Below are 13,186 nucleotides of genomic sequence, written 5' to 3'. Positions count from 1 at the left end.
ACTTGCGGACATTCATCGAAATGCCATCATGCGGCATGAGGACGACCTTGAAGCTCTCGCCGAAGGCGATCTGGGGGCTAAGCGCGATTGTCGTGCTTGGCTTGCCGTTAACCATGTGGATTTGGTGTCCGCTGATCCTCGAGGCTGGAGTTCTTCCACCCGATGGTGACACAATAGTCATCCCTATGTTCGAGAGCGCCGTCTTCGCCGCGCTGCTCGCGCCATTCGTTGCGGCGGTCACACGGGCGTGCACACGAAGCGCAGCCAATCCAATTGAGCTTACTGCTTGGCGGCGGGACCGGCCAATCTTGAGCATCGCTTTGACAGTTGCAACGGCGGTGCCATTCGCAATAGCCTTGTGCGCAATTGAGAGCGAGATTACTGCGCCACGCGGCTGGTATGGGCTGATCTGGCTACCTTACACTCTGACTGTGATGCTCTGGCTGGCGCTGACACGCGCAGCGGCGATCCAAAAGCGGACCGTCGCCTAATCCCCCAAAACACGCCGTTCCGCCGCTTCGCGACGAGCGGCCGTTTCTGCGTTCACGATCGAAGTGAGCACCTATGGCGGCGCCATCCCCTCTGGCCCCGGGTGTGATATCGGGGTAATACAGGTCGATGCTGTTCGATCCCCGTGACGAGGCGCTCGCCTCGCCTCCGGCCGCGCCGCCGGCCGCGCCGCCCCCGCCGCCGCCCCTGTGGCGGCGCTGGCTGCGGCCGCGCCGCGTGGTGGCGCTGGCCGGCGCGCTGCTGGTGCTGCTGGTGGGCTGGCTGGCGATCACGGCGCCGCTCTCGCGCTCCCTGCGGCCGATCGCGCCGCCCGCAGTGACGCTGCTCGCCGCCGATGGCCGGATGATCGCGCGGCGCGGCGCCATCACCGATCAGCCGGTCAATGTGCGGCGGCTGCCGCCCTATGTCGGCCAGGCCTTCGTCGCGATCGAGGATCGCCGCTTCTACCGGCACTGGGGCGTGGATCCGCAGGGCATCGCGCGCGCCGCCTGGCACAATCTGCGCGCCGGCGGGGTGCGCGAGGGGGGCAGCACCATCACCCAGCAGCTCGCCAAGCTGGTCTTTCTCAAGGCCGATCGCACGATGGGCCGCAAGGCGCGCGAGAGCCTGATCGCCTTCTGGCTGGAAGCGTGGCTGAGCAAGGACGAGATCCTCTCGCGCTATCTCTCGGACGCCTATTTCGGCGACAATGTCTATGGCCTGCGCGCCGCCGCGCGGCATTATTTCGATGTGCCGCCGGAACGGCTCAGCCTCGGCCAGGCGGCGTTGCTGGCCGGGCTGATGAAGGCGCCCTCGCGGCTGGCGCCGAGCGGCAACCTCGCCGGCGCGCGCGCGCGGGCGCGGCTGGTGCTGGGCGCGATGGTGGAGGCGGGCTTTCTCAGCGCGGCGCGGGCGGCGGCGGTGCCGCCGGTGCGGCTGCGGCTGCGCGGCGGCGGCCCCGCCCCCGATGGCGGCTGGTTCGCCGATTGGGTGCTGCCCGCCGCCCGCGCCGAGGACGAGGATCCCTATGCGCCCCGCACCATCGCCACCACGCTCGATCGCCGCCTGCAGCGCGCGGCCGAGCGGGCGGCGCGCCAGGCGCCGGCGGGGCTGCAGGTGGCGATGGTGGCGATGCGGCCCGATGGCCGGGTGGTGGCGATGGTCGGCGGCCGGCGCTATGCCGACAGCCCCTTCAACCGCGCTGTCCAGGCGCGTCGGCAACCCGGCTCCACCTTCAAGCTGTTCGTCTATCTCGCGGCGCTGCGGGCGGGGATGACGCCGGACGATCATGTCGAGGACACAAGGCTCACGCTCAACGGCTGGTCGCCCGTCAATGCCGATGGGCGCTACCGGGGATCGATCACGCTGCGCGAGGCCTTTGCCCGGTCCAGCAATGTGGCGGCGGTGCGGCTCACCCAGCAGGTGGGGCCGCAGGCGGTGGCGCAGGCGGCGCGCGATCTCGGCGTGGCGAGCCCGCTCGCCGCCGATGCCAGCCTGGCGCTCGGCACCTCGGGCGTGACCCTGCTGGAGCTTACCGCCGCCTATGCCTCGGTCGCCGCCAAGGCCTATCCGGTGCGGCCCTATGGCGTGCCGCCGCCGCCGCAGAGCTGGCTCGAGCGGCTGCGCACCCGCCAGCACGGCTTTTCCGGCCGGGAGACGGCGATGCTGCGCGATCTCCTCTCCGCCACGGTCAATCGCGGCACCGCGCGCGGCGCGGCGCTGGATCGGCCGGTGTTCGGCAAGACGGGGACCACCCAGGACAATCGCGACGCGCTGTTCGTCGGCTTCGCCGATGGGCTGGTGCTGGGCGTGTGGGTGGGACGGGACGACAACCAGCCGATGCGCGGCATCGCCGGCGGCGGCCTGCCCGCCCGGATCTGGCGCGACTTCATGATCGATGCGCTGGGCGCCCGTCCGGCGGGCGCGCCGGTGCCGCGCGATGTCGATCCCGATAGCGGGCTCGATCATATTCTCGAGCAGGCCGGCCTGTCCGATCTGCGCATCGGCGATGTCGGGCTGCATATCGGCGGCGACGGGATCGAGATCCGGCCGGTGCGGCCTGACCCGCCGCCCCCGCCCGAGCCGCGCGACTAGGCGCCCCCGCCTGCGACCGGCCGCGCCGACCGCGCGATTGAGCGCTTTTGCGCGGCCGCCTACATCTGTAGAAGGAATGGGTCGCGCCTTGCGACCGAGAAAGACCGGAGCCGATGCCCAAGTCCCTGTTGCGATCTCTCGCGCTCATCGCGGCCGGCGCCGCGATCCCCACCGTGCTGCTGCCGGTCGCGACCAACGCCGTCGCCGCCGATTCGGGCACCACGGGGAGCGCCGACACCTATCGGCAGCTCGACCAGTTCATGAACGTCTTTCAGAAGGTCCGCGCGGACTATGTCGACAAGGTCGACGACAAGGCGCTGATCAAGGGCGCCATCAACGGCATGCTCGAAAGCCTGGATCCGCACAGCTCCTATCTGGACGCGCGCGATTTCCAGCAGATGAAGCTCACCACCGAGGGCAATTATGGCGGCCTCGGCCTGACGGTGCAGATGGACGACGGCGCGGTGAAGGTGGTGACGCCCACCGAGGATACGCCGGCCTATCGCGCGGGGATCAAGGCGGGCGACTATATCACGCGGATCAACGGCAAGCTGCTGTACGGCGGCACGCTCGACGATGCCGTGACCGACATGCGCGGCGCGCCGGGCACCAAGATCACGCTCACCATTGTGCGGCCCGGCCGCGAAAAGCCGTTCGACGTCACCCTCACCCGCGAGAATATCGTGCTCAAGCCGGTGAAATGGGAGGTGAGGAACGGCGTCGGCATCATCAACATCAACAGCTTCTCCAAGGCGACCGGGGCGGACACGCGCGCCGCCATCGCCGCCATCCAGAAGCAGACCGGCGGCCGCGTCGCCGGCTATGTGATCGATCTCCGCTCCAACCCGGGCGGGCTGCTCGACCAGGCGATCGAAGTGTCCGACGCCTTTCTCGACCATGGCGAGATCGTCTCGCAGCGCGGGCGCGCCAAGGACGATATCGAGCGCTATTATGCGCGGCCGGGCGACGACACCAAGGGCGCCCCGCTGATCGTGCTGGTCGATGCCGGCTCGGCCTCGGCGGCGGAAATCGTGGCGGGCGCGTTGCAGGATGATCGCCGCGCGATCGTGATGGGCGAGCGCAGCTTCGGCAAGGGATCGGTGCAGACGCTCCTGCCGCTCACCGACGACACCGCGCTGCGCCTCACCACCGCGCGCTATTACACGCCCTCGGGCCGCTCGGTGCAGGAGGGCGGCATCCAGCCCGACATCCGCGTGCCGCAGCTCTCCGATCCCGATTACAAGGACCGGCCGCGCTTCCGCGAGGATGATCTGCGCCGCCACCTGATCAACGAGGCCAAGGTGGACGACAGCGTGATTGAGGCGGATCCCAAGCCCGATCCGCGCTTCGCCGCCTCCGCCGATCAGCTGAAGAAGCAGGGCATCACCGACTATCAGCTCGATTACGCGATCAAGACGCTGACCCGCATCGCCGGTACGCCGCCGGCGCCGGCGACGCGCACCGCCGCGCGCTGATCGGGCGGCCGGCGCGCAGCCCCCGCACGGGGGCTCCGCCGGCCGCTGCTACATTGTTGATGCGCAGCGCCGGCCAAGCCCCTATATCGGCGCGGCGATGACCAATCTCTCCCGCGCCCGCCTGATCGCCATCCTCGTTCCCAACGCGCTGCTCTGGGGCGCGATCGCCAGCCAATATCTCGGCCATCTCCATCCCTGCGAGATGTGCCTGTGGCAGCGCTGGCCGCATCTCGCGGCGATCCTCCTCGCGCTCGGCGCGATCCTGCTGCGCCGCACGCCCGGTCCGTCGCGCGCCTTGACCGCGCTGGCGGCGCTGGCGATCCTCGCGTCGGGCGCGATCGGCCTCTTCCATGCCGGCGTCGAGCAGGGCTGGTGGCATGGCGTCACCACCTGCGCGGCGCCGCCCGTATCGGGATCGCCGCAGGATGTGCTGGCGCAGATCATGGCCGCGCCGATCGTTCGGTGCGACCAGATCCAGTGGAGCCTGCTCGGCCTGTCGCTGGCGGCGTGGAACGCCCTTCTGTCCATCCTGTCGGGGAGCGTCATTCTGTGGCTGATCAGCAAAAGCCGGTAAGCCGCGCCGCGATCGAGGCGATGATCCGCGTCGATCAGGCGGGCGAATTCGGGGCGACCCGCATCTATGCCGGCCAGCTCGCGGTGCTCGGCGATCGCCATCCCGTCTCGCGGGCGATCGCGCGCATGGCGGCGCAGGAGGATCGCCACCGCGCCGTGTTCGACCGCATGATCGCCGAGCGCGGCGTGCGCCCCACGCTGCTCGCGCCCTTCTGGGACCGCGCCGGCTTCGCGCTGGGGGCCGTGACGGCGCTGATCTCGCCCGAGGCGGCGATGGCGTGCACCGCCGCCGTCGAGACCGAGATCGACAAACATTATGCCGATCAGCGCGCCGAGCTGGGCGATGCCGAGCCCGCGCTCGCCGCGACCATCGCCGAATTCCAGGCCGAGGAGGTGGAGCATCGCGAGGAGGCGATCGCCGCGGGCGCGGAACGCGCGCTCGGCTATCCCCTGCTCTCGGCCGCGATCCGGATCGGCTGCCGCGCCGCGATCGCGCTCAGCAAGCGCGTCTAAACTTTGGCATGGCTTGCGGGAGAGATCCCGTTCGTTCAAGCGTTGACCGCACCCTCGGCAAGGATGTCCCGATGAATACCGCACAGGCTCGGCTTTCGCTCTTCGGCCTCGCTTTGGCGGGCACGCTCACGGCCCTGCCGATGCCGGCGCCGGCGCAGGTACAGGACCGGATCATCGACGTGTATGGCGACGAATCCTGCCCGTCCAACAACGGCCAGGAGATCGTCGTCTGCCGGCGCCATCCCGCCGGCGACAAATACCGCATTCCCAAGGAGCTGCGCGAGAGCGAGGCGGCGCCCCAGGCGCTCGGCGGCAACGCCGCCTTCGCGGTGCAATCGACCGGCGCGACCGGCATCCAGGTGCAGGGCTGCAACGCCATCGGCGCCAACACCAATGCCGGCTGCACCAAGAAGCAGCTCGATGCGTGGAAGGCCGAGCAGCGCGCGCAGAAGGCGCAGGAACAATCCATTCCGTGAAGTTTTGTTCAGAATTACGCAAGGCGGCCGAGTGCTTCTGAACCCGCATGTGTCTGCCTCGTCCCCGCCCCTCCCGGAGCCGCCGATGACCGCGATCGCCGCCGCCCGTTCGATGATGATCGTGCTGCTCGGCTTTCTCCTGGGGCTTGTGCTCGCGATGATCGCGCTGCCCGCCGTCGCCAACGCGCAGGTCGCCGGCCCCGCCGAGCCCGCCCCGTCCAAGACCCGCTCGGTCGTCGTCTATGGCGACGATCCCTGCCCCGCCTCCTCGGGCGACGAAATCGTCGTCTGCGCGCGCCAGCCGGAGAGCGAGCGCTACCGCATCCCCAAGCGCTTCCGGGGCCAGAAGGCGGCCGCCTCGCCGGCCGGCAACAGCTGGACCAACAAGGCGGTGGCGACCGAGGGCAATGCGCGCGCCGCCGCCGGCCTGCCCAATACCTGTTCGGCGGTGGGCAGCGGCGGCCAGAGCGGCTGCTTCATGCAGTTCATGCAGCAGCAGGCGGCGATCAAGCGGCAGACCAAGGACGCGGATCCCGACCAGCCTTGACTTGCATCGCAAGCTCCGGGAACATATAAAGAACTCATGGCCCAGCTCGATCTCCGCGCCAAGCTTGGCATTCTCGCGGACGCGGCGAAATATGATGCGTCCTGCGCATCGTCGGGCACGCGCAAACGCTCGTCCGAGGGCCAGGCCAAGGGCATCGGCTCGACCGAGGGCATGGGGATCTGCCACGCCTATGCGCCCGACGGGCGCTGCATCTCGCTGCTCAAGATCCTGCTGACGAACAGCTGCATCTTCGACTGCCACTATTGCATCAACCGCAAAAGCTCGAATGTGCGGCGCGCGCGCTTCACGCCGGCGGAAGTGGTGGAACTCACCCTCTCCTTCTACCGCCGCAACTATATCGAGGGCCTGTTCCTCTCCTCGGGCATCATCCGCTCCTCCGACTATACGATGGAGCAGCTGGTGGAGGTGGCGCGCAGCCTGCGCGAGGATCATCATTTTCGCGGCTATATCCACCTCAAGACCATTCCGGACGCCGACCCGCTGCTGATCGAGGCGGCCGGGCGCCATGCCGACCGGCTCTCGATCAATGTCGAGCTGCCCACCGAGAGCGGGCTGGCGCGGCTGGCGCCCGAGAAATCGGCGCCGCGTATCGAGGGCGCGATGGCGGGCGTGCGCCACAAGATCGAGGATCGCCAGGATGCGCGGCGGCGCTACCGCTCCGCGCCCGGCTTCGCGCCGGCCGGCCAGTCCACGCAGATGATCATCGGCGCCGATGCGGCCACCGATCGCGACATCATGACCAAGGCGCACGGCCTATATGACCGCCACGCGCTGCGCCGCGTCTATTATTCGGCCTTCAGCCCGATCCCCGATGCGAGCGCGGTGCTGCCGCTCAAGCGGCCGCCGCTGATCCGCGAGCATCGGCTCTACCAGAGCGACTGGATGCTGCGCTTCTACGGCTATTCGCTGGCCGATATTTCGGCGGCGGCCGATCCGGCCTCGGGCATGCTGCCGCTGGACATGGACCCCAAGCTCGCCTGGGCGCTGCGCTTCCGCGAGCATTTCCCGGTGGACGTGAACCGCGCCCCGCGCGAGGCGCTGCTCCGCGTGCCGGGCCTCGGGGTCAAGGCGGTCAACGGCATCCTCGCCGCGCGGCGCTGGCGCCGGCTGCGGCTGGAGGATATCGCCCGGCTCACCCGCTCGGTCGTCAAATTGCGGCCCTTTCTGATCGCGGAGGATTGGCGGCCGGTGCGGCTGGGCGACCGGCTCGAGGTGGCGCCGCCGCCGCCCCGCCAGCAGCTCGAGCTGTTCGCCGCCTGATGGCGCTGGTTCGGCTGGCCGCCGACGACGATGTCGAGGGCTGGCGGGCGGCGGCGCGCGGGCTCGCGCTCGCGGGCGTGCCGGCGGACGCGGTGCACTGGCAGGTGGGCGATGGCCCGGCCGATCTGTTCGCGGACGCCGAGCCGGGCGTGCCGCCCCCCGCGCCCGGCGCCGAGGCCTTTTCGGTGCCGCGGCGCTTCGTCGAGCTGGCGGAGACGGCGCTGCTCCATGCCGATCCGGAACGCTTCGCCCGGCTTTACGCGCTGCTGCTGCGGCTGCGCGACCAGCCGCGCGCCATCGAGGACCGCGCCGATCCGCTGATCCGCACGATCGAGGACATGGCCAAGGCGGTGCGGCGCGACATGCACAAGATGCACGCCTTTCTCCGCTTCCGCGCGGTGGAGGAAGCGGAGGGCGAGCGGTTCGTGGCCTGGTACGAGCCCGAGCATCACATCGTGCGCGCCAATGCCGGCTTCTTCGTCCGTCGCTTCAGCACGCTGCGCTGGTCGATCCTGACGCCGCAGCTCAGCCTGCACTGGGATGGCATCAGCCTCGCCGAGGGGCCGCCGGGGCAGCGTGGCGACGCGCCCGATGCCGATCCCGCCGAGGCCGCCTGGAAGACCTATTACGCCTCCATCTTCAACCCGGCGCGGCTGAAGACTGCCGCCATGCTGCGGGAAATGCCGAAGAAGTACTGGAAAAACATGCCCGAGGCGGCGTTGGTCCCGGCGCTGGTGGCCGACGCCCAGCGCCGCGAACGGGAGATGATCATGACCGCCCAGACCAGCCCGGCGGGCAACGCCACGCTCGCGCTCGAGGCGCTGCGCGAGGAGGCGGCCCAGTGCCGGCGCTGCCCCTTGTGGAAGCCGGCCACGCAGACCGTGTTCGGCGAGGGACCGGCCGGCGCGCCGCTGATGTTCGTGGGCGAGCAGCCCGGCGATCAGGAGGATCTGGCGGGCCACCCCTTTGTCGGGCCGGCCGGCCAGCTGTTCGATCGCGCGCTCGGCGACGCCGGGGTGGACCGCAGCCGCGCCTATGTCACCAATGCGGTCAAGCACTTCAAGTTCGAGCCGCGCGGCAAGCGGCGCATCCACGCCAAACCCGACAGCGGCGAGATCGAGGCCTGCCGCTGGTGGATCGAGCAGGAGCGCGACATCGTCCGCCCCGCGCTCACGGTCGCGCTCGGGGTCACCGCCGCCCAGTCGCTCACCGGGCGCTCGATCACCATTTCGCGGGCGCGGGGGGCGCCGGTGCGGCTGGCGGATGGCGGCGAATGCTGGATCACCGTGCATCCGAGCTTTTTGCTGCGCATCCCCGAGGCGGACCGCAAGGCCGAGGAATATGCGCGCTTCGTGGACGATCTCCGCCGCATCGGCGCGCGGCTGGCCGAGCTGACCGGCTGAGGCCGGCGCCCGGGCCCGCCCCGGCGCGATCAGGAGAAGCTGGAGGGATCCGGGCCGATCCGACCCTCGGCATCGTCGAGCGCGGCGATGGCGTCCATATCCTCGTCGTCCAGCTTGAAGCCGCCGACCGAGAGATTGTCCACCATGTGCTTGCGATCGGCGGCCTTGGGGATGGTGATGATGCCCTGATCGAGGTGCCAGCGGATCACCACCTGCGCGGCGCTGCGGCCATGCTTCTCGGCGATGCGCGTGATCACCGGATCCTGCAGGATCTGCGCCTGGCCGAGCGGACTCCAGCTTTCCACCGCGATGTCATTCTCGTCCAGATAGGCGCGCAACTCCACCTGCTGGAAGCGCGGGTGCAGCTCGATCTGGTTGAGCACCGGCTTGACGCCCGTCTGGTGGACGATCCGCTCGATATCCTTCTCGCGGAAGTTGGAGACGCCGATCGAGCGGACCCGACCCTCTTCCTGCAGCCGGACAAAGGCTTTCCACGTCTCGAGGAACAACGTCTTGGCGGGGCAGGGCCAGTGGATGAGATAAAGGTCGGGCGCCATGCCGAGCCGCTCGGCGCTGGCGTCGAAGGCGCGCAGCGTGGCGTCATAGCCCTGATCGGCGTTCCACAATTTGGTGGTGAGGAAGATCTGGTCGCGCGGGACGCCGCTGTCGCGGATGCCGGCGCCGACGCCCTCCTCATTCTGGTAGATCATGGCGGTGTCGATCGCGCGATAGCCGGCGACGATCGCATCGCCGACCAGCGCGGCCGCCTCCTCGGCGGGCACCTTGAAAACGCCGAAGCCGAGCTGCGGCATCATGCGGCCATCATTCAGGCGGACGAGCGATTGCTCGATGGGGGCGAAGGTCGTGTCCATGGCGAAAAAACCCTCCAGGCGTCGAAAGGGTGCCTCATTCGGCCGCGAGCAGCGACTCCGCGCCGCCGAGATCGACCGAGACCAACCGCGAGACGCCGCGCTCCACCATCGTGACCCCGAACAGCCGGTGCATGCGCGCCATCGTCACCGCATTGTGGGTGACGACGAGATAGCGCGTGTCGGTTTCGCGCACCATCTGATCGAGCAGATCGCAGAACCGCTCGATATTGGCGTCGTCGAGCGGCGCATCCACCTCGTCGAGCACGCAGAGCGGCGCGGGATTGGTGAGGAACAGCGCGAAGATCAGCGCGCACGCCGTCAGGGCCTGCTCGCCGCCCGACAGCAGGGTGAGCGAGGTGAGCCGCTTGCCCGGCGGCTGGGCCATGATCTCCAGCCCCGCCTCGAGCGGATCGTCGCTGTCGACCAGCGCCAGATGCGCCTCGCCGCCCGCGAACAGGCGCGTGAAGAGGCGGCGGAAATGGCCATCCACCGCCTCGAAGGCGGCGCGCAGCCGGGTGCGCCCCTCGCGGTTGAGGCTGGCGATCGAGCCGCGCAGCCGCGCCACCGCCTCGGTCAGCTCGTCGCGCTGCGCCGCCTGGCTGCCGCGTTCGGCCTCGATCTCGGCCAATTCCTGCTCGGCGACGAGATTGACCGGGCCAAGCCGCTCGCGATCGCGCCCGAGCGCCTCGAAGCGCTGCGACTCCGCCTCCACCGCCATGACGCTGTCGGGGGCGAAGCCGAGCCGCTCGGGGAGCACCGGCGCGGGGCATTGGAACCGCTCGCCCGCGATCCGGCCCATCTCCACCCGGCGGAGATCATGATTTTCCATGCGCGCGGCGGCGGTGGCGCGGGCCTCGCGCGCGGCGGCGACGGCCTCGGCGGCGGTGGCGGCGGCGCGTTCGGCGGCGCGATGCGCCTGATCGGCGGCGCGCTCCTCGACGGCGGCGGCCTCGGCGCGCGCCGCGCTGGCGGCCATGGCGGCCTCGGCGTCCGCGAGCAGCGCGACGAGCGCCGCCGGGCGGGGGGCGAGCGCGGACGCCTCGGCCTCGGCGCGCGCGGCGCGCTCGGCGAGATCGGCGATGCGGCGCGCGGCATCGCCGGCCCGGCCGCGCCAGCTCTTGCTCTCCGCGGCGGCGGCGGCGCGGCGCTCGCGATCGGCGGCGAGGCCGCGATCCAGCGCCGCGAGATCGGCGCGCAGCTCAGCGACGCGGCTCCGCGCCGCTTCGGCGGCGGCGCGCGCGGCGGCCATGGCGGCGGCGGTGGCCGCGCCATCGGGCAGCGCCGCCACACGCGCGGCGGCGAGATCGGCCTCGCCCTGCGCCGCCTGGCCTTCCTCCGCCGCGCGCGCGGCGCGGCCTTCCAGCTCCAGCCGCCGCGCCGCAAGCCGCTCCAGCGCGGACTCGGCGCGATCCTGCGCGAGCAGCGCGCCGCGCGCCTCCGCCTCGGCCGCGCCGCGGGCCGCCCGGGCGGAGGCCCCGGCCCGCTCCGCCTCGCCCAGCGCGGCCGCCGCCGCGCGCACCTCCGCCTCGGCGGCGGCGAGCGCGGCGCGCGCTTCGGGAATGTCGCGCTCCAGCGCGGCCAGGCGGTTGCGGCGGATCAATCCCTCGGCGGTGGCGGCGCCCTGATCGTCCGCGACAAAGCCGTCCCAGCGCCGCAGCCGCCCGTCGCGCGTCACCAGCCGCTGGCCGGGCGCCAGCGGGATGGCGCCGCCCTCCTCCCCGGTCACCACGCCGATCTGCGCCAGCCGCGCGTGTAGCGCCACCGGCGCCTCGACATGATCGAGCAGCCGGGTGCAGCCGGGGGCGAGCGGCGTATCGGCCGCCGCCCGCGCCGCCGCCGCCGGATCCCAGCGGAGCCGCCCCGTCGCGGCGATCGGCGCGGCGAGATCGTCGCCCAGCGCCGCCGCCAGCGCGCGTTCAAAGCCGGGCGCCACCCGCAGCCGATCGAGCGCGCGATCCTGGCCCGCCGGCGGCAGCGAGCGCGCCAGCGCCTTGGCCTCGCCCTCGAGCGAGGCGAGCGCGGCGCGCGCCGTCGCCGCCTCGGCCTGGGCCGAATCGCGCGCGGCCACCGCCGCCGCGCGCGCCGCCTCGGCCGTCTCGATCGCCGCCAGCGCGTTCGCCAGCGCGGCTTCGGCCGCGCGCTTCGTGGCCTGAGCGGCATCGCGCGCCGCCTCCAGCGTATCGGGCCGCTCCAGCGCCGCCTGATCGCGCGCGATGCGCTGGCGCTCGGCCTCGGCGCGGTCGAGCCGCTGGCGCGCCGCCGCGAGCGCCGCGCGCGCGATCCGCGTTTCCGCCTGCTCCGCCGCCTCGGCCGCCACCGCCTGGGCGAGCGCCACCTCGCGGTCGCGCAGCGCGCTTTCGGTTTCGGCGAGCCGCGCGGCGGTTTCCGGGCGGCTCGCCTCGGCCTGGAGGATGCGGACCGCCAGCGCATCGCCTTCCGCCCCGAGCCGGGCGATCGCCGCCGCCGCATCCTCGGCGAGCGCGCCCTCGCGGGCCCGATCATGCTCGATGGTGGCGCGCAGCCTGTGGAGTTCGGCGAGCCGGCGCTCCAGCGCCTCGGCCTCGCCGCGCAGCGCATCGCGCGCGTGCCGCGCCTCGCCGGCCGCGTCGCGCGTCGCCTGCGCCGCCAGCCGCGCGCGGGCGAGCGCATCGGCCGCACCCGCTACGCCCTCGGTGGCGGCGCGATGCGCCTCGCCGGCGCGCGCGACGGCGGCTTCGGCCGCCTCGGCCTCGCGCCTGGCGGCGGCGGCGGCGGCGGCGGCATCGCGCCAGCGCGCATAGATGAGCCGCGCCTCGGCAAGACGGATCTCGGCCGAGAGCAGCCGGTACCGCTCCGCCGCGCGCGCCTGGCGCCGGAGCGTCGCGACGCGCCCGTCCATCTCGCCGAGCAGCTGGTCCAGCCGTTCGAGATTGGCCTCGGTGGCGCGCAGCTTCTGCTCGGCATCGCGGCGGCGCACATGCAGGCCGGCGATGCCCGCCGCTTCTTCCAGCATCGCCCGGCGCTCCGCCGGACGCGCCGCGATGATCGCGCCGATCCGTCCCTGGCTCACCAGCGCCGGGCTGTGCGCGCCGGTGGCCGCATCGGCGAACAGCAGCGCGACATCCTTCTGGCGGACATCGCGGCCGTCGAGCCGATAGGCGGAGCCGGCGCCGCGCTCGATCCGGCGGACGACCTCGGCCTCGGTGGTGGCGCCATCGCCATGGGTCCGCTCGAGCGCGAGCGCCACCTCGGCAAAGGCGCGCGCGGGGCGCTGGGCGGTGCCGGCGAAGATGACATCGTCCATGCCGCCGCCGCGCAGCGATTTGGGGCTGGCCTCCCCCATCACCCAGCGGATCGCCTCGAGCAGATTGGACTTGCCGCAGCCATTGGGGCCGACGATGCCCGTCAGCCCCGGCTCGATCACGAGTTCCGCCGGATCAACGAAACTCTTGAAGCCGGCAAGCTTCAGCCGTCGGATCCGCAT

The 13,186-nt window shown here is 71.7% G+C and carries 11 protein-coding genes; 9 read left to right on the top strand and 2 right to left on the bottom strand.

Features of this window, described 5'->3' with window-relative positions; genetic code table 11:
* Positions 1-47 precede the first annotated feature (47 nt).
* From LHA26_RS12140 to LHA26_RS12100, 9 genes are all read left to right on the top strand, one after another.
* On the top strand, positions 48-491 hold the full coding sequence (locus LHA26_RS12140) for a hypothetical protein (protein WP_252165865.1): 444 nt from the start codon (positions 48-50) through the stop codon (positions 489-491).
* A 127-nt stretch (positions 492-618) separates the two neighbouring features.
* The gene (locus LHA26_RS12135; protein ID WP_252165864.1) at positions 619-2,583 is read left to right on the top strand and encodes a transglycosylase domain-containing protein; all 1,965 of its coding nucleotides are present in this window, start codon (positions 619-621) and stop codon (positions 2,581-2,583) included.
* Positions 2,584-2,696: 113 nt separating this feature from the next.
* A complete protein-coding gene (locus LHA26_RS12130; protein ID WP_252165863.1) occupies positions 2,697-4,058 on the top strand; it encodes a S41 family peptidase in 1,362 nt (453 codons plus the stop codon).
* 97 nt (positions 4,059-4,155) lie between these two features.
* Positions 4,156-4,632 (top strand): disulfide bond formation protein B, encoded by a 477-nt coding sequence (locus LHA26_RS12125; protein WP_252165862.1) that lies wholly within the window; start codon positions 4,156-4,158, stop codon positions 4,630-4,632.
* A gap of 20 nt (positions 4,633-4,652) precedes the next feature.
* Complete coding sequence (locus LHA26_RS12120; RefSeq protein WP_252168377.1) at positions 4,653-5,144, top strand: demethoxyubiquinone hydroxylase family protein; 492 nt, start codon at positions 4,653-4,655, stop codon at positions 5,142-5,144.
* Positions 5,145-5,215: 71 nt separating this feature from the next.
* On the top strand, positions 5,216-5,620 hold the full coding sequence (locus LHA26_RS12115; RefSeq protein WP_252165861.1) for a hypothetical protein: 405 nt from the start codon (positions 5,216-5,218) through the stop codon (positions 5,618-5,620).
* Positions 5,621-5,705: 85 nt separating this feature from the next.
* Entirely contained in the window at positions 5,706-6,167 is a 462-nt protein-coding gene (locus LHA26_RS12110) for a hypothetical protein (protein ID WP_252165860.1), read from the top strand.
* 36 nt (positions 6,168-6,203) lie between these two features.
* The gene (locus LHA26_RS12105) at positions 6,204-7,448 is read left to right on the top strand and encodes a putative DNA modification/repair radical SAM protein (protein WP_252165859.1); all 1,245 of its coding nucleotides are present in this window, start codon (positions 6,204-6,206) and stop codon (positions 7,446-7,448) included.
* Positions 7,448-8,851, top strand: coding sequence for a UdgX family uracil-DNA binding protein (locus LHA26_RS12100; RefSeq protein ID WP_252165858.1), 1,404 nt, complete (start codon positions 7,448-7,450; stop codon positions 8,849-8,851). Before LHA26_RS12105 ends, LHA26_RS12100 begins: the two co-directional genes overlap by 1 nt.
* 29 nt (positions 8,852-8,880) lie before the next feature.
* Here the strand turns inward: LHA26_RS12100 and LHA26_RS12095 are convergent, their stop codons facing one another.
* Together LHA26_RS12095 and smc are read right to left on the bottom strand one after the other, a co-directional pair.
* Entirely contained in the window at positions 8,881-9,723 is an 843-nt protein-coding gene (locus LHA26_RS12095; RefSeq protein WP_252165857.1) for an aldo/keto reductase, read from the bottom strand.
* Positions 9,724-9,757: 34 nt separating this feature from the next.
* Positions 9,758-13,186 (bottom strand): chromosome segregation protein SMC, encoded by a 3,429-nt coding sequence (gene smc / locus LHA26_RS12090; RefSeq protein ID WP_252165856.1) that lies wholly within the window; start codon positions 13,184-13,186, stop codon positions 9,758-9,760.

This window comes from Sphingomonas morindae, assembly GCF_023822065.1.
In the GTDB taxonomy this organism is placed as follows: Bacteria; Pseudomonadota; Alphaproteobacteria; order Sphingomonadales; family Sphingomonadaceae; genus Solisphingomonas; species Solisphingomonas morindae.
This window is presented reverse-complemented; position numbering and strand designations above follow the sequence as displayed.